The organism is Flavobacterium sp. SM2513 (genome assembly GCF_050908145.1).
GTDB lineage: Bacteria > Bacteroidota > Bacteroidia > Flavobacteriales > Flavobacteriaceae > Flavobacterium.
In genome coordinates this window covers 371268-390133 of sequence record NZ_CP194228.1, presented here as the reverse complement: position 1 = coordinate 390133, position 18866 = coordinate 371268, and the positions used below count along the sequence as shown (strand labels likewise).

At 35.0% G+C, this 18866-nt stretch carries 13 protein-coding genes; 10 read left to right on the top strand and 3 right to left on the bottom strand.

Annotation, left to right across the window (positions count from 1 at the left end):
• Positions 1 to 32: 32 nt before the first annotated feature.
• Complete coding sequence (gene gldJ, locus ACQ5J2_RS01485; RefSeq protein WP_432671922.1) at positions 33 to 1727, bottom strand: gliding motility lipoprotein GldJ; 1695 nt, start codon at positions 1725 to 1727, stop codon at positions 33 to 35.
• 212 nt (positions 1728 to 1939) lie between these two features.
• On the opposite strand from gldJ, the gene porU reads away from it, so the two are divergent.
• The 10 genes from porU (at position 1940) to ACQ5J2_RS01435 (ending at position 17287) form a co-directional block, all read left to right on the top strand.
• On the top strand, positions 1940 to 5779 hold the full coding sequence (porU, locus tag ACQ5J2_RS01480; RefSeq protein WP_432671921.1) for a type IX secretion system sortase PorU: 3840 nt from the start codon (positions 1940 to 1942) through the stop codon (positions 5777 to 5779).
• 43 nt (positions 5780 to 5822) lie between these two features.
• Entirely contained in the window at positions 5823 to 6998 is a 1176-nt protein-coding gene (porV, locus tag ACQ5J2_RS01475; protein ID WP_432671920.1) for a type IX secretion system outer membrane channel protein PorV, read from the top strand.
• 91 nt (positions 6999 to 7089) lie between these two features.
• Positions 7090 to 7572, top strand: a complete 483-nt coding sequence (locus tag ACQ5J2_RS01470) for a cytidine deaminase (RefSeq protein WP_432671919.1) — start codon at positions 7090 to 7092, stop codon at positions 7570 to 7572.
• A gap of 150 nt (positions 7573 to 7722) precedes the next feature.
• Positions 7723 to 8721, top strand: a complete 999-nt coding sequence (pdhA, locus tag ACQ5J2_RS01465) for a pyruvate dehydrogenase (acetyl-transferring) E1 component subunit alpha (protein WP_432671918.1) — start codon at positions 7723 to 7725, stop codon at positions 8719 to 8721.
• A 5-nt stretch (positions 8722 to 8726) separates the two neighbouring features.
• Positions 8727 to 10388, top strand: a complete 1662-nt coding sequence (locus ACQ5J2_RS01460) for a pyruvate dehydrogenase complex dihydrolipoamide acetyltransferase (RefSeq protein WP_432671917.1) — start codon at positions 8727 to 8729, stop codon at positions 10386 to 10388.
• Positions 10389 to 10468: 80 nt separating this feature from the next.
• Positions 10469 to 11431 (top strand): M28 family peptidase, encoded by a 963-nt coding sequence (locus ACQ5J2_RS01455; RefSeq protein WP_432671916.1) that lies wholly within the window; start codon positions 10469 to 10471, stop codon positions 11429 to 11431.
• 187 nt (positions 11432 to 11618) lie between these two features.
• A complete protein-coding gene (locus tag ACQ5J2_RS01450; protein WP_432671915.1) occupies positions 11619 to 12296 on the top strand; it encodes an SDR family NAD(P)-dependent oxidoreductase in 678 nt (225 codons plus the stop codon).
• A gap of 12 nt (positions 12297 to 12308) precedes the next feature.
• Positions 12309 to 12908, top strand: a complete 600-nt coding sequence (locus tag ACQ5J2_RS01445; protein WP_432671914.1) for a SprT-like domain-containing protein — start codon at positions 12309 to 12311, stop codon at positions 12906 to 12908.
• 83 nt (positions 12909 to 12991) lie between these two features.
• Positions 12992 to 14056 (top strand): mannose-1-phosphate guanylyltransferase, encoded by a 1065-nt coding sequence (locus tag ACQ5J2_RS01440; RefSeq protein WP_432671913.1) that lies wholly within the window; start codon positions 12992 to 12994, stop codon positions 14054 to 14056.
• 30 nt (positions 14057 to 14086) lie between these two features.
• Positions 14087 to 17287 (top strand): gliding motility-associated C-terminal domain-containing protein, encoded by a 3201-nt coding sequence (locus ACQ5J2_RS01435; protein ID WP_432671912.1) that lies wholly within the window; start codon positions 14087 to 14089, stop codon positions 17285 to 17287.
• 3 nt (positions 17288 to 17290) lie between these two features.
• On the opposite strand, the gene ACQ5J2_RS01430 is transcribed toward ACQ5J2_RS01435, so the two are convergent.
• Together ACQ5J2_RS01430 and ACQ5J2_RS01425 are read right to left on the bottom strand one after the other, a co-directional pair.
• The gene (locus tag ACQ5J2_RS01430) at positions 17291 to 18058 is read right to left on the bottom strand and encodes an ABC transporter ATP-binding protein (RefSeq protein WP_432671911.1); all 768 of its coding nucleotides are present in this window, start codon (positions 18056 to 18058) and stop codon (positions 17291 to 17293) included.
• Entirely contained in the window at positions 18058 to 18804 is a 747-nt protein-coding gene (locus tag ACQ5J2_RS01425) for an MlaE family ABC transporter permease (protein WP_432671910.1), read from the bottom strand. Before ACQ5J2_RS01425 ends, ACQ5J2_RS01430 begins: the two co-directional genes overlap by 1 nt.
• Positions 18805 to 18866 lie beyond the last annotated feature (62 nt).

Genomic DNA, 18866 nt, shown 5'->3' with positions numbered 1-18866 from the left:
GGCTCTTATAAAATTTATTGAATACTAAAATTTTAGTTTCTAGCAGATTTCTTTGTCGATTTTGGACCAACACTTGACATTGCACAACGGAATCCGATGTAGTCAGTTGCCATATCTTGTGGAAAATATCTTCTTTGAGCTGGGTCTAACCAGTAAGCTCTGTCTCTCCATGAACCACCTTTGTAAACACGCACGTCATTGTTTATCAAAGTTGTTCTTTTGTTAGAAGTATCGTATTTTCTTACCATATTGTCTAAACTATCAACAGATACGTTATGCATTGGAGAATTGTACATCCTTTTTGCATTCTTCGATTCCTCAGTATCTTCTTCTGATCCAAAGTCAAAATATCTTGTAGATTGCTTATCACCATCTCTGTAGTCGCGGTTATCACTTTGTGAGAAATTTTGTCTCAAATAAGTTTCTTTTTCATCAATTGGAACTTGAGCAATTTGTCCTGGAAAGTTTCTTGCTACAATTTTCCCGTTAGATAAAGTGTCATAAGTAATGTTGTCGCTAGTAACTAGCTCAACAGTTCCGTCCTCACCAATTTTGTTTTTCATGTAAACGTTTCCTCTATAATAGTTGAAATCGTTTCCTTCATCATCAACCATTGGACGATACACATCGGCAACCCATTCAGAAACATTACCAGCCATGTCATACAATCCAAAATCATTTGGAGGATACGATTTAACTACGTTTGTTATATCAGCACCATCATCTGACCATCCTGCAAGTCCACCGTAATCTCCTTTTCCTTGTTTAAAGTTGGCCAATTGGTCTCCCTTAACATTTCTTTTACCACTTCTCGTATAAGAACCTTTCCAAGGATATTTCTTTTGTCCTTTATAAAGATTGTATTCTCTATTTCCTACGTCAGAAGCTGCTGCATATTCCCATTCGGCTTCAGTTGGAAGTCTGTATTCTGGATTAATTAATCCTGAACTTCTTGTAGCGTATACATTCGTAGCTTCTTTAGCATTTCCATCTGCATCAGGCTTTCCAGCTTTAGCTTTACCGTTTTTACCTTTAAGTACGATTTCTTCATTTCCACCATAAGCTTTGCTAGGAGTGTTAATGTATGTTTCGGTACTAAAAGTACTTTCAGCACTTACGTCGTTTATTTTTGCGTCTTTTTTCAAGTAACCTTCTTTCTCTAAAGTAGCTTCGTTAACTCGATCTGTTCTCCATTTGGCAAATTCACTCGCCTGAATCCAGTTTACTCCTACTACAGGATAGTAAGCATAAGCAGGGTGTCTCAAATAATTATTTGTGTATGTTTCTGCATAACCTAAACGATTTCTCCAAACAAGTGTGTCAGGCAATACACCATCGTAAATGTTTTTGTAATTTTCGTCTGTTGGAGGGAAAACAGTTTTTGTCCAGAAAAGGTACTCAGCATACATTGCATTTGTAACTTCCGTTTCATCCATATAGAATGACTGAACGTGTTGTTGTGATGGGGTATTATTCCAATCATGCATCACATCGTCTTGAACTCTTCCCATTGTAAAGGTTCCACCCTCTACTAATACGAGTCCAGGAGCAGCTTGTTGCTTCTTGTAATTCGTGTTGAACTGGAAACCACCTTTTTTATCGTTGATTTTCCAACCAGTAGCTGATGAAGCATTTTTTGAGCTGGAATTCTTGCTACAACTAGCAGCACCAACAACTATTGCCAAAGACAACATCAACTTAACCGTCATAATTTTGTTTACTTTCATACTTTAAGTAGGTAATAAATTTCGTGGCGCAATATAACAATTATGCTTTAAATTGCAACCGCTTTTTATAAATAATAACAAAAATCCGAATAAATGTTTTCTATTCAGAATTAGAACGTAAAATTAATTGAAATATTATTCATTTGGACCATCTAAATCAATTAATTTTACGATTTTGTAATAAATTCCTATTTGTAGCGTTTTTAAAATCAATGAGAAAAATATATTTTTTACTTCTAATAATTTCCACATTATCAAATGCCCAAGTAAGCGGTTCATTTGTTATTGATTGGAAAGAAACTTCATCTTATAGTATAGGTGTCCATATTTATTCTGTCCCGCAATTTAATTTTCAAAATTACATCTTTGATGAAACTCAAAAATCAGTAGAGTTTCGACTAAATATTTCTACTGAATCTGATGTAAATGAAAGCTCACTTCGAATTACGGATGTCGTTTATGAGAATGTTAATCAAATTGGAGATTTATCTCCTTTGTATATTCCTACATCTATTTCGGCTACAGCCAAAAGTGTAAACGCCCGGAATGATAAATTTGCTCAAATTAGTTTGTCTCCTATTATAAAGACACAATCGGGATATCAACGTGTAAAATCATTTAGTTATCAGATTGGAAGAGGTGTTTCCAATTCAGGAATCAACAGACGGAATTTTACAGAGCTTTCAAACTCTGTTTTAGCAAATGGAGAATGGTTTCGTTTTTATGTGGAGAAATCAGGTGTTTATAAAATTTCGAAATCTTTTTTACAACAGCTAGGAATTAACGTGAATAACATCAATCCGAAGAGTATTAAAATTTACGGAAATGGTGGTCGAATGGTTCCCTTGAGTAACGCTATTGAATACCCATCGGATATTGCAGAAAATGCCATTCAAGTTATCGGGGAAGAAGATGGTAGTTTTGATTCAAGCGATTATATTTTATTTTATGCAGAGGGTTTTGATAATTGGAGTCAAGAAAATTTAACTCATTTAAATTTATACGCTACCAAGTCCTATTATTATATAACTGTTCAAGGTGCTTTCGGAAAAAGAATCGATTCTATGCCCGAAATTACTTCTGATGCTACTGCGATAAGTGTCTATGATTCGTACAGTTTTCATGAAAAAGACTTAATCAATATCGTTCGATTAGGTAGAAGGTGGTTTGGTGATGACTTTAGTTTTGATAATGAAAAAACTTTTGACTTCAGTCTTCCTAATATAACTTTGAATACACCCGTTCAACTTCAACTTACTGCAGCGGCAAATTCCTTGAATACTTCTTCAATGGATATAAAAGTAAATGGTGCTGATTCTGGTAATTTAAATTTTGGTGCAACCGGAACTGGAGCAGACTTAGGTTTTTCAGAAAGCACACTTAATTTTTCTGCTACAGCAAGTGCCGATTTGGCTGTACAATTGACCTTTAATAACAATGGTGTTCCAAGTGCCAAGGGATATTTGGATTACCTAATTGTCAAAGCTACCTGCAATTTAAGTGGTTTTGGAAAGCAATATCGTTTTCAGTATAACGCAGCTTCAACAATGATGGGTTTTGGAGAATTTCAGTTTTCCAACGCTAATTCGATTTCTCAGGTTTGGGATATTACCGATATATATAACGTGTCAAAGAAGGTCAACGATAACCAAAGTAATTTTTCGTTTAAAGCCGCTCTAGGAGAAGTCCGAAAATATATTGCTGTTGACAATCAAGATTATTTTTCTCCTAAAAAAGAGTCTAATGCGAAAGTGGAAAATCAAAATATAAAAGGAACGATTTTTAAAAATGCACAAGGGCAGTTTCAAGATATTGATTATTTAATTGTTACTCCGAAATTTTTAAATAGTGCTGCTGAAAAGTTAGCTAATTTTCACAGAAGTAATTCTGGTATGATTGTAAAGGTGATAAATCTAGACGACATTTACACTGAATTTTGTTCTGGAAAACAAGATATTGGCGCCATTCGAAATTTTGTAAAATACGTGTACAACAATGCTTCTACTGCGACAAATAAAGTTAAATATCTAAATCTTTTTGGAGCGGCTTCATTTGATTTTAAAGATAGAATTCCTAATAATTCAAACGTTGTTCCTATTTATCAAGCAATGGACAGTAGGAGTACGGGTGCTGGTTCTTTTTGTTCGGATGATTTCTTCGGATTGATGGATTTGAATGAAGGAGTAAGTTCCAATGGTAGTGGTCTTGATATTGCCGTAGGACGAATGATTGTTGGTGATGCAAAAGAAGCCGACGAAATGGTCAATAAAGTCATTGAATACCACGATTTAAAATCCTACGGAAGTTGGCGAAATAATTTGATTTTCATATCTGACGATCCAAGTAGTGAGAAACAAGGTGATAAAGAGTTGCAATATTTCCAGAATAAATTAGGAGACGACATTGGTATTCAAAAACCATTTTTAAACATCAATAAAATTTTACTCGATTCCTATGCTCAAGAAGCCTCAGGTGGAGGAAATCGTTATCCAGAAGCGAGAAAAGATATTTTTGATGCATTTGAAAAAGGAGCGTTAGTCTTTAATTATTTGGGACACGGTGGCGAAGACGGTTTGGCAGACGAACGAATTTGGGAAAAAGAAGATGGTAAAAATGTAAATAATCAATACAAGTATCCCCTTTTCATTACAATTACATGTGATTTTTCACGCTTTGATAATCCCTACAAACAAACTGGTGGTGAAATTACTTATTTAAATCCGCAAGGTGGTGCGATTTCGATGATAACGACAGTTCGGTCAATTGGACAACAAACAGCTCAGGTTCTTAATCCTATTTTGGCAAAATATTTATTTGCTTACGATGGAAATCCATACGTTTCTATTGCTGAAGCTTTACGTTTAGCAAAAAACCAAATGAACAGTAATGTCGTAGTTTATGTTGGTGACCCAGCGTTGTTTTTAGCAATTCCAAAGCCCAAAGTCATTTTAACTCAAGTGAATGATATGCCAATTACTGGAACTTTTGACGATTTTAAATCTTTGGGAGTAATGAAAGTTGCTGGACAAGTTGTGGATGAGAACAATACCGTTCTGGATAATTATAATGGAGCTCTTGCAGTTACAATTTTTGATAAAAATATAAATGTAAATACGCTTCGAAATGATTTTACAGATGCATTGGTAGACGATAGCCCTTATACAACGGCTTTAACAATGCCTTTTGTAAAGTTAGGTGAAACTATTTTCAGAGGAAATGCAAATGTAACTGACGGTAATTTTGAATTTAATTTTGTAGTGCCTCGTGATATCCGTGTTCCTCTAGGGAATGGGAGAATTAGTTTCTATGCAAAAAAAACAAATCAACTTTTAGATCAAACGGGTGTAAATACCGATATTAAAGTTGGTGGAATTAATGAAAATGCAGCAGCAGATACCACGCCACCAACCGTTAAATTATACATGAACGATGAGTCTTTTATTTCTGGTGGAATTACAAACGAATCGCCAAATTTATTAGCAATATTAGAGGATGAAAACGGAATGAATACTGCAAGCGGAATCGGACACGATATGGTTGCAATTTTAGATGGAGATGAAAGTAACCCTTATTTAGTTACCGATTATTACGAAACAGATTTAGATAATTATAAGAAAGGAAGATTAAAATTTCCTTTTAGAAATCTTGAAAAAGGTTTGCATACGTTAACTTTCAAAGCTTGGGACGTTTATAATAATCCTATTTCAGCGGATATTCAATTTATAGTTGTGGGTGATGAAACTTTAACACTGAAAAATGTATTGAATTATCCCAACCCTTTTGTAAGTTACACACAATTTTGGTTCACTCATAATCGTCCATTTGAACCTTTGGAAGTGCAAGTTCAGGTAATGACCGTTACCGGAAAAGTAGTTTGGACTAAAAATCAGCTGGTTAATACTGATGGATTTTTGTCTAGGGAAATAACTTGGGATGGACGAGATGATTTTGGTGACAAAATAGGTAAAGGAGTTTACATCTATAAACTGACCGTTAAGTCATCATTGACAAATAAAAAGACGGAAAAGTTCGAGAAACTTGTTATACTTTAATAATATATTATATTTGTTTAATTATTTTTTTTAAAAACATAGAATGAAGAAAAGTTTAATAGTAGCAATCAGTTTGCTTTTTATACAACAATCTTGGGCACAAGATTACAGCAAAACAATTAGTGTAGGAGTTCCTTTCTTAATGGTTGCAGCTGACGCTCGTTCCGCAGGTATGGCAGATCAAGGTGTAGCAACTTCAGCCGATGCCTATTCGCAACAATACAACCCTGCAAAATATGCGTTTTCGTTAGACAAACAAGGTTTTTCAATTAGTTATACGCCTTATTTAACTGGTTTGGTGAATGATATTTCGTTAGGTCAGGTTACTTATTTTAATAGAATTAATGAAAAAAGTGCTTTTGCAGGAAGTTTGCGATTTTTTGGTCTAGGTGATATTGAATTACGTCAAACAGATAGTCCAGATGAGGTTCCGAATGTGGTAAGTCCAAATGAATTTGCAATTGATGGATCCTATGCTTTGAAGTTAAGTGAGCGATTTTCAATGTCTGTTGCAGGTCGTTATATTCGTTCTTCTTTAAAAATCGCAAGCGAAACGACTGATTCTACACCGGGAAGTTCATTTGCAGTTGATGTTGCTGGTTTTTATCAGTCAGAAGAAATTGCTTACGACAGCTTTAATGGTCGTTGGAGAGCTGGATTTAATATTCAAAATGTTGGTCCTAAAATAAGTTACGATGAAGATGAATTTAGTACAAATTTTCTACCTGCAAATTTACGTTTAGGTACCGGTTTCGATTTTATTTTAGACGATTACAATAAAGTGTCTGTAAATTTAGAAGTAGCTAAATTATTAGTTCCTACTCCACAAAATCCAGATATTAATGGTGATGGAGAAGTTACTGCTGAAGAGCGTATTCAAACGAATGACGATTACAGACAAATCGGTTGGTTTCCTGGAATTTTTAAATCATTTGGTGATGCTCCAGGCGGTTTTAGTGAGGAATTACAAGAATTAACCTATTCAATTGGTTCAGAATACTTATATCAAGATTCCTTTGCACTTCGTGCGGGTTATTTCCACGAAAATAAAGATAAAGGAGCTCGACAGTTTTTCTCACTTGGTGCTGGATTTAAATACAATGTCGTAAAAATTGATGTTTCTTATTTGTTCTCTGCTTCAAAAGTAAAAAGTCCATTAGAAAACACATTAAGGTTTTCCTTGTCATTTGCGTTCGGAGATAAATATGATGAATATTAACAACAGTTTATAAAGTTATTCAAATCCAAATTTCAATTTAGAAATTTGGATTTTTTTTCCCATAAATTCAACGATTTAATTAAAAGTTGCTATGAAAAAAATCACAATAAATACCACTTTCTCAGTTTTTGAAGGTGAAAGTGACTTACCACAGGAAGTGCAGTCCTTGATGGCACAAGCTGTTGCTATTCGAAAAAATGCATATGCTCCATACTCGAAATTTAGAGTAGGATGTGCGATTTTGCTTGACAATGGAAAAATTGTTTTAGGTTCTAATCAAGAAAATGCCGCTTATCCCTCCGGACTTTGTGCAGAACGTGTAGCAATTTTTCAAGCGGGAAGTTTATATCCTGATGCTAAAATACTAAAGATGGCAATTTCGGCAACAGGTGATGAAAAACCAGTTCTCGAACCAATTCCTCCTTGTGGTTCTTGCAGACAATCGATAGCTGAGTATGAAATCAAACAAGAATCACCGATAGAGATTTTTTTCATGGGCGAAAGTGGAGCTATTTATCAGTCAGAATCCTTAAGAAACTTATTGCCATTCATGTTTGATAAGAAGTTCTTGTAAAAAAAAGTAAAAAGGCTAGTTTTAATTTTACTTCTTAGTAGGAATGTCTTATTTTTGCGTGCAAAATACTTCGAGACAAATAAGTGTGAGGAAACTATTACGAAGTAGTTGAAAAAAATTACAGCATTAATAAGCAAAAGTTAAATTCAAATGAAAGAAATCACAAAAGAAGTTTATTTAAAATGGTATGAAGACATGCTGCTTTGGAGAAAATTTGAGGATAAATTAGCGGCACTTTACATTCAGCAAAAAGTCAGAGGATTTCTTCACTTATATAATGGTCAAGAAGCGGTTTTAGCAGGTGCTTTACATGCTATGGACTTAGGGAATGATAAAATGATAACTGCTTATAGGAATCACGTTCAGCCTATAGGTATGGGTGTTGATCCAAGAGCCGTTATGGCTGAATTGTTAGGAAAAGTAACAGGAACATCCAAAGGTATGGGTGGTTCTATGCACATATTTTCAAAAGATAAAGGATTTTATGGTGGTCACGGAATCGTAGGAGCTCAAATTCCTGTTGGTGCCGGAATTGCTTTTGCTGATAAATATTTTGAAACAGGCGGTGTTACCTTAACTTATTTTGGTGATGGTGCGGCTCGTCAAGGTTCATTACACGAAGCATTCAATATGGCAATGTTGTGGAAACTACCAGTTGTTTTTATTGTTGAAAACAACGGTTACGCAATGGGTACTTCGGTAGAGCGTTCTGCAAATCACACGGATATTTGGAAACTTGGTTTAGGATATGAAATGCCTTGTGGACCTGTAGATGGAATGAATCCGGTGAAAGTTGCTGAAGCAATGGATGAAGCAATTAGTAGAGCAAGAAGAGGTGACGGACCAACATTTTTAGAAATGAAAACCTACCGTTACAGAGGTCACTCCATGTCTGATGCTCAATTGTATCGTACAAAAGACGAAGTGGAGGAATACAAGAAAATTGACCCGATTACACAAGTTCTAGACATTATTAAAGAAGAAAATTATGCTACTGAAGCAGAAATTGAAGCTATTGATGCACGTGTAAAAGAATTAGTTGAAGAGTGTGTTACATTTGCGGAAGAATCGGATTTCCCAGAAGTACAGCAATTGTACGATGTAGTTTACGAACAAGAAAATTATCCGTTCATCCCTCATAAATTATAATCAATATGGCAACAGTAGTAAACATGCCTCGCTTAAGCGATACAATGACAGAAGGAACTGTGGCAACTTGGCTTAAAAAAGTGGGCGACAAAATAAATGAAGGCGATATTTTAGCTGAAATTGAAACTGATAAAGCAACAATGGAATTTGAATCATTCAATTCAGGGACTTTATTGCATATTGGAATTCAAGAAGGGGAAACTGCAAATGTGGACTCATTATTAGCAATTATCGGTGAAGAAGGTGAAGATATTTCAGAATTATTAAAAGAGAAACCTTCATCAGAAACTAAATCGGAAGATAAAGAGGCTTCTTCAGAGTCTGAAAAAAAAGCAGAAGAAAAATCTGGAGACGAATCAAAATCAACTGATTTGCCTAAAGGAGTTGTTGTGGTTACAATGCCTCGTTTAAGTGATACGATGACGGATGGAACTGTGGCAACATGGTTGAAAAAAGTAGGTGATAAAATAAGTGAAGGCGATATTTTAGCTGAAATTGAAACTGATAAAGCAACAATGGAATTTGAATCTTTTAATGCAGGAACTTTATTGTTTATTGGTATTCAAGAAGGCGAAACCGCTCCTGTTGATAGTCTTTTAGCAATCATCGGGCCTGAAGGAACAGATGTTTCTGGAATAGCAGAAGGTGTGTCAAACGGAGGTTCAAAACCAACTGAAGATTCAAAAGAAGATAAATCTGTTGAAGCAAAACAAGAAAAAACGGAATCAGCAGAAACCGTTTCTGAAAATAAATCATCTAATGGTCGAATTTTTGCTTCGCCTTTAGCTAAAAAAATTGCTGAAGAGAAAGGAATTAATTTGAACAATGTAAAAGGTTCAGGTGAAAATGGTCGTATTGTGAAAAGCGATGTGGAACAATTTACTCCTGCAAAACAGGAGGAAGCAAAAGTAGAATCCACTCCAGCAACGTCTGCACCAACTCAAACCCAAGCATCTGCTCCAAGAATAGCAACTCCTTCAGGAGAAGTTTCGGTAGAGGAAGTGAAAAATTCGCAAATGCGTAAAATCATTGCAAAACGTTTGTCTGAATCTAAATTCACGGCTCCTCATTATTACTTGAAAATTGAAGTAACAATGGATGCTGCAATGGATTCAAGAAGTGTGATTAATTCTATACCAGACACGAAAGTTTCGTTCAATGATTTAGTGATTAAAGCTTCAGCGATGGCGTTGAAAAAACATCCAAAAGTAAATTCACAATGGAAAGACGAAGCAACTATTATTAATCACCATGTAAATATTGGGGTTGCTGTAGCTGTGGAAGACGGATTAGTAGTTCCTGTTCTTAAATTTACTGATTTGATGTCATTGACTCAAATTGGCGGAAGCGTAAAAGATTTAGCGGGAAGAGCTAAAAACAAAAAATTACAACCTGCAGAAATGGAAGGAAGTACGTTTACGGTTTCTAATTTAGGAATGTTTGGAATTGTTGAATTTACATCGATTATCAATCAACCGAATTCTGCGATTTTATCTGTTGGAGCAATTGTTGAAAAACCAGTTGTAAAAAATGGACAAATCGTTGTAGGAAACACAATGATGCTAACTTTAGCTTGTGACCACAGAACGGTTGACGGTGCTACAGGTGCTCAATTCTTGCAAACCTTAAAACAATACATGGAAAATCCAGTTACGATGCTTGCATAAGTGACTAAGTGATTTTTACTATACAAATCCCGCTTTTTTGCGGGATTTTTTGTTTATTTTAGCCTACAAATTTTAATAATATGAGGTATTTTTACTTTTTAATTGTTTTTATCTTAGTAGCTTGTAAATCGGCTTTAGTTTCGGATGTATCCAAAAACAGCGATGCAATTTTTACCTATAAAGTGGATGAATCGAGTGTAAATGAAACTTTAAAAACACTTTCTTCAAATGAAATGCAAGGTCGCGAAGCCGGAACTGCAGGAATCAATAAGGCTGCGGATTACTTAATCGAACGATTGAAAGAATATAATGTAAAGCCCTATTTTAAAACGTATCGCGATACGTTGACAAATTTCAAAGGAACTACTTTCAATATTGTGGGTGTAATTGAAGGAAATGACCCAATTTTAAAAGAGGAGTTCATTATTTTAGGTGCTCATTACGACCATATCGGAATTGCAAAAGAAGGTATTGATGGCGATTTTATCAATAACGGTGCAAATGACGATGCTTCGGGAGTTACGGCTGTAGCAGAATTGGCAAAGTATTTTGGAACACATAAAACAAATAAACGAAGTGTTTTAATCGCCTTTTTTACTGCGGAAGAAACTGGTTTGCTAGGTTCATTTCATTTGGCTGATAAATTAAAAAAATCAAATTTCAATTTGTATACTATGTTGAATTTTGAAATGATTGGTGTTCCAATGACAGCTGATTATACGGCTTACATTACAGGTTTTAGTAAGTCAAATATGGCTGCGAAAATTAACGAATATTCTGGTACAAAATTAGTTGGGTATTTACCGATGGAATTTCAATACCAGTTATTTTTACGTTCTGATAATTATCCGTTTTACCAAGAATTTAATGTACCAAGTCAAACCGTTTGTACATTTGATTTTACCAATTTTGATTATTACCACCATGTTAAAGATGAATTTGAAGTGATGGATATTCCACACATGACGAATTTTATTCAAGATATTTTACCCGTTGTTGAAAAAATGACAAATTCAAAATCGAAGGAAATTAAGTTGAAATAAAATATTGAACATAGGAAGTCGTCTCAAGAAAGAAAATCGAAAAGACAAAATGAATACCGAAGATTTTAGAATAGCCCCGATAGTAGTGGTATTGCCGCCTTTTTTCGGGCGGGAATAGGAACGGATAGCGGGACAATGGATTAAAAAGTGCCTGATGTGGTGCTCCAAAAAACATAAAATTTTACAAATGAAAAATATTATTATTACCGGAACGAGTCGAGGTATTGGAAATGAACTGGCGTTGAAATTTGCAAATGAAGGTCATAATGTTCTCGCAATTTCGCGAAAAGTGTGTTCTACCCTGGCAAAGCATGAAACTGTAACCTGCTTATCAGTTGATTTGTCGAATGAAGTGGAGTTGAAAAATATCGCAAACTTTTTAACTTCAACTTGGAAACAAGTCGATGTAGTCATTCACAATGCTGGAGCGATTGCGTTAAAACCTTTTGCAGAAACTACAGTGGAAGATTTTAGAAAAATTTATGAAGTGAATGTTTTCGGTATCGTTTCATTGACGCAAATTGCCCTTCCGTATTTGAAGAAAGGAAGTCACGTAGTAACAATCAGCTCCATGGGAGGAATTCAGGGAAGTATGAAATTTGCTGGACTTTCGGCTTATAGTTCAAGTAAAGGAGCTGTGATTACATTGGCAGAATTACTGTCTGAAGAATATAAAGAACGAGGCATATCGTTTAATGTTTTGGCATTAGGTTCGGTTCAAACAGAAATGTTGGCAGAAGCTTTTCCCGGTTATCAAGCACCATTATCTGCTTCAGAAATGGCAGATTATATTAAGGATTTTTCGTTGACTGGAAATAAGTTTTTTAATGGAAAAGTATTGCAGGTTTCGAGTTCTACGCCATAAAAAGTTTAATGAATGAATGAAACCTTAGCAAAATATATTCCCGAACACGCTGTAAAACCCATTTTTGAGTTGATTGTTGAAAATCAAGTCCACTTAAAAATTGTAAACGAACGCGTTACACGTCATGGAGATTACCGTCGAGCACTTTCGGGTAAACACGAAATCACGGTTAATTCTAACTTAAATCAATACAAGTTTCTGATTACGTTGGTGCATGAAATTGCTCATTTGGTTGCTTTTGAGAAATTTGGCAGAAGTATAAAACCGCATGGTCACGAATGGAAGTATAGTTTTCAACGCTTAATGATTTCCTTTATTCGTCCTGAGATCTTTCCGCAACAACTGTTGCCGCTTTTGGCTCGTCATTTTAAAAATCCGACGGCAAGTAGCGATACAGATGCTCGATTGGCTTTGGCACTCAAATATTTTGATCAACCGAACGATAAAAACTTTGTTTTTGACATTCCTGTTGGAAGTATTTTTAGAATTCACAACGGAAAAATTTTCAAAAAAGGAAAACTTCGAATCAAGCGATACGAATGTACGGAGGTGAGTTCAGGACGTGTTTTTCTTTTCAATCCAAATGCGGAAGTAGAGTTGTTGAAAACCTAGAAATAAAGCAAAGAATACCTATATTTGTTTTATAAGAATATAAAAACTCAAAAAATTAGAGAGTATAATTTTAAAATTTTACAATGAACAGTAATTATTATGCAATAATTATGGCAGGAGGCGTTGGTTCGCGATTTTGGCCAGTTAGTACAGCCGAATTTCCGAAGCAATTTCACGATATGCTGGGTTGTGGAGAAACCTTAATTCAAAAAACATTCGCAAGATTATCAAAATTGACTCCTACTGAAAACATTTTGATTTTGACCAATGAAGCATACAATGATTTGGTTTTAGAACAATTACCGATGGTACATCCTAATCAAATTTTGCTTGAACCTGCGATGCGAAATACCGCACCCTGTATTTTATACGCGACGTTGAAAATTCAAAAGTTGAACCCAAATGCAGTTGTGGTAGTCGCTCCAAGTGATCACTGGATTGAGGATGAAAAAGTTTTTAGGGAAGATTTGCAAATTGCTTTTGATTTCTGTGAAAAAGAAGATGCTTTGATGACGTTAGGTATTCAACCTACTTTTCCGAATACTGGTTTTGGTTATATTGAATTTGACAAAGAAGATACTAATCAAATTAAAAAAGTAAAACAATTTAGAGAAAAACCGAATTACGAAACTGCAAAAAAGTTTTTAGATAGTGGGAATTTCCTATGGAACGGTGGAATTTTTATTTGGAGTATTCAATCCGTTTTAAAGGCTTTTGAGAGTTTTCAACCGCAATTATTAGCTTTATTTTCAGAGGGAATTCCAACCTACAATACGGATGCTGAAAATGAATTTATAGCTCAAAATTACGCGTTAGCCGAAAACATTTCGATTGATTTTGCAGTGATGGAAGACGCTGATAATGTATTTGTTTTACCAGCTCGTTTTGATTGGAACGATTTAGGAACATGGGGTTCGCTTCACGAAAAACTACCTAAAGATTCGCAGGAAAACGCAATTGTAAACTCTAAAGTAATTTTAGAAAATGCTTCTAATAATATCATTCGTAGTGACGCTAAAAAAATAATTATTGTGGATGGCTTGAGTGATTATATTATCGTTGACCACGAAGATGTTTTATTGATTTATCCAAAATCAAAGGAACAAGAAATAAAAACATTGATTGAAAAGGTAAAAAGCGTAAATTAGAAGATTGTTTGTACATCAAATTAGATAGCAATGCAGCAAATCATAAAACGAGAGATTTTTAATAAAATATGCATTTTATTTTTTATTCTATTTTGTTCTGTATCCCTAGCTCAACTACCAGACTTTACTTTTTCTGTTATCAAGACTAATGAAACTTGTGAGTCCAATGGAACATTGGCTTTTTCAGTTCAAAATACCGCGCCAGGTTCGGTCATTACTTATTCAATTTATTTATTACCCAATAGCGTCAACCCCATAACAGTTACCACGCAAAACAGTTATACAGGTTTAAATTCAGGTAATTATTTAATTGTAGCTGCGCAAAATTTATCTGGACAAACCAATTCCCAACAACAATCGGTTAGTATTTTAGACCAAGTCGTTTCGCTGGAGTATCAATTGCAGGGACAAAATGCGGTTTGCATTAACAATGGAGAAATAACTGTTTTAGTCACTCAGGGTCAAGCAGCAAATTATGAAATTATTTCGGGTCCGATATTAAAACCATTGCAACAGTCTAACATTTTTACAGGCTTGTCTGCTGGAATTTACCTCGTTCGTGTTTACGATAACTGCGGAAATGGAGTGGTGCAGACCTACACTTTGTTTGAATCACCAAGTTCCATTGATATATCACCCGTCAATACAATTACAATTATTGATTGCGATCATGCCATCATTAATCAGACTATTTCCGCTGGAGACGGGGTCATTTTTTATCCACTTAATTTAGTTTATACGGTTACTTTGCCAAGTGGGGAAATCAATGCAGTAACGCAAACTTTGACAAGTGGTAACGATAACTTCATTACTATTGCTCAAAATATCCCTATTACGATTGGCGAAACCGTAACTTATACATTAAATATTGTTGATGGTTGTGGTACGGTTTTTAATGGCTCAGGTTCTCTTTCCGTCCCTTTAAGTACGCCTAGTTTTTCTACGGTTCCAAATGGATGTGGGAATAATAATTATTCGGTCAAAAATGCTTCAAATGTTCTGGTAATTGAAGCTCCTGCACTTTTTATCTTTACCTTACCATATAGCGTTCCCACATCAGGAAACAATACTTACCCCATGAATAATTATCCTCCAGGAAATTACAAGTTAGAAATAACGGATTTATGTGGATTAGTAACCTTTGTTGAATTCGCTGTTACCGCTTCCACTGTTTCGCCACCCGTAATTTCTGTTCGTTTGGGTTGCGAAAACGGATTGGGTTCAATCAAAATTGCAGGTCAAGTGAATATAATTTCAGCACAATTGATTCAAGCTCCTAATAATGCTGGTTTTTCTGTTCCGATGGATGTCTCGTCCCTTCTATACGGAAGTCCTCAAGGCCTACACATGAATAATTTAATTTCGGGAGTTTACAGTTTTTTAGTTGTTGATGAATGTGGAAACTCGCATAATTTGAGTGCCACGATTCAAAGTTATCAGGAAGTAAAAACCGTTATTGTCTTTGAAAATTGTGGTTCATTTGATTTGTTTTTGAACCAAATAACCACGCCAAATATTTCAATGTCCTATCAATTGCAGAAGTTTTATACCAATGGAAATTTTTGGGGCGAACCAATAACAGGTGCCCAAGAACAAGGATTGACACTTACTAACAATACGACAAAGTACAATATTGCCAGTTCTGGACATTTTAGAATTATTGGAAAAAACTTCATTTATGGAAATGGAGGGCCTTCAGTAAATTGTATTCTGGTTATTGACGAATTTGATTTTTATTCCTTACCCAAAATCAATTCGGTATTTAGTTTTGCTTGTGATGCAGGAGGTTTTGACGTTTTCGTGGACGCTGTTGGAGTGAGTGATTTGAAATATAGAATTGTTGCGAAAAATGGAGTTCCACTATTCATCAATAATTTGATAGACCCTCTTTTTACAAATCTGGCTGCGGCAACATATACTTTTCAAGTAGAAGATGGTTGTAATAATATTTTAATTGCTGATTTCGAAGTGGGAAGTACACAGAACTTTCCCATTTTAAAAGAAAACCTCTGTCCTCAACAAAATGCTACTTTATCGGTGGATAATTTTTATTTTCTAAGTTACCAATGGTGGAAGGGAAGTGACGCTTCAACTATTTTAAGTACTACAAATAGTTTGAGTATGCCGAATTTTAATCCCACGGCAGATTCTGGAATGTATCATGTCCGAATTTACTATACCGCTTCGCCAAATTCCTGTATTGATATACAGCAGGAGTACTTAATTGAAGTTAGCGATTATGTTTTAAATGCGGGCGAAAACACTACTAAGTCCTACTGTGGAAGCCCCGGAATTATTGATTTATTCTCAGTTTTAAATGGAAATCCCGATGCAAATGGAATTTGGACAGACTTGTCAAATACGGGTTTCTTATCAGATTCAACTTGGAATGCTACATCAGTTAACCAAGGGATTTACAACTTTAAATATTCGCTGACGGGACTTTGTAACGAAATGGATTCTGCACTAGTTCAAATCACTATCAATACCATTCCAGATACTATTTCAATAACGGTAAACCCAATAATTTGTGCGGGTGAAACCATTGTTCTAAATACTGATTTTGTTGCAAATACAAGCTATTTTTGGCAAGGGCCAAATGGTTTTAGTTCGTCATTACAAAATCCAACTATTGAAAACGCTAACTCTTTAAATTCTGGAAATTATTCTCTAAATATGACGGTAAATAATTGTGAATTAGAACCAGTTGAGATAAGTATTGAAGTAAAATCTGTTCCTGACTTTTACGTGACAGGAAGTTGTGTTCGTGACGATTCGGATTACGAATTAAAGGCAGAACCTGTGGGTTTAAACATAAATTCTGATGAGTTTACTTATTCGTGGAATGGACCGTCAGGTTATTTAGGGAGTGAAAATCCAATTTCTATTTTAGGTAAAGAAGGCGGGATGTACACGTTAATTATAGCGGATAGTGATGGTTGTTCAATTAAGAAGTCTTATGAAGTGAAAGGAACGATTTGCAGGATTCCCAAAGGAATTTCGCCTAATAATGACGGCGACAATGATAGTTTTGATTTAGCGGGATTTGATGTCAAAAATATTGTTATTTATTCACGCTACGGCAGAATTGTATTTCAAAAGAAAAACTACCTGAACGAGTGGCACGGTCAAGATTATAAAGAACGAAATTTACCTGCTGCAACATATTACTACCATATTGAAACCTTCTCAGGAGAAGAATTTGTGGGATGGGTTTATGTAATTCGCTAATAATTACTTTAAATCTTTCAAGTAAGCTTCTCGAACTTTTTTAAATAAATTGGAAGAATATACAAATTCAACAACAGCTTCATTTTCGGTTACAAACATTTCGTCCTTGTTTCCTTGCCACGCTTTCACACCATTTTTTAGGAATAAAATGTTATCGCCAATTTCCATCACCGAATTCATATCATGCGTGTTAATCACCGTCGTAATGTCGTATTCTTCTGTAATTTCTTTAATTAAATTATCGATAAGTGTAGAAGTGTTCGGGTCCAAACCGGAGTTGGGTTCATCGCAAAACAAGTATTTTGGTTTGTTTACAATCGCTCTCGCAATGGCAACTCTTTTCTGCATTCCACCCGAAATTTCAGAAGGCAACTTATGATGAGCATCAGTCAAATTTACCCTTTTTAATACAAAATCCACACGTTCTTTGATTTCCGCCCTACTATTTTTAGTAAACATCTTCAATGGAAAAGCTACATTTTCAGCCACTGTCATGGAGTCAAAAAGTGCACTTCCTTGAAAAACCATACCGATTTCTGTTCGCAAAGCTCTTTTTTCATCTCGAGTAAGATTCGAATAATCTCTGCCGTCAAAATGAATTGTTCCAGCAGAAGGTTCGTGAATTCCCAAAAGCGTTTTTAGTAAAACTGTTTTACCAGAACCACTTTGACCAATAATTAAATTCGTCTTTCCGGTTTCGAAAACAGATGAAATCCCTTTCAAAACTTTGTGGTCTCCAAACGATTTTTCTAAATTTTTAATTTCTATCATTAGGCTAAAAGTAATTGTGTGATGATATAATTAACTAAAATTATGGTAACCGAAGTCCAAACAAAAGCTACAGTACTTGCTTTACCAACTTCGAGAGCACCGCCTTTCATGTAAAAACCGTGAAATGATGGGATAGTTGCTAGAATTAACGCAAATAAAAATGTTTTTATAAAAGCATAGGCAATATGAAAAGGTTGAAAGTCACTTTGCAAACCGGCTATAAAATTGTCGCTACTTGTAAATCCACCGTAAACGCCAGCCATCCATCCGCCAGCCATTCCTAAAAACATGGCAATTCCTATGACAAAAGGGTAGAGTAAAAGCGCCATTAATTTTGGGAAAACCAAATAATTTACAGCATTTACACCCATTACTTCTAAGGCGTCAATTTGCTCAGTAACCCGCATCGTTCCAATACTTGAGGTAATAAACGAACCCATTTTTCCAGCCATTACAACGGAAATAAAGGTTGGTGCAAATTCCAATAAAACGGATTGACGTGTTGCAAAGCCAATTAATGTTTTAGGAATCAACGGATTATTTAAGTTTAAAGCCGTTTGGATTGCAACTACGCCTCCCACAAAAAATGAAATGAATGCAACAATTCCTAAGGAATCAATGATTAAATCGTCAATTTCCTTAATAACCAAGCCTTTCATGACCTTCCACTTGGTTGGTTTTCTAAAAATTTCTTTCCACATCAGGAAGTATTTCCCAATTTGTGACAAATATCGAACTAACATCATAACTCTAAATATGGGCTAATTTATAAAGAACTTCCGAACTTTCTGTTATGAAATTTCAGTTA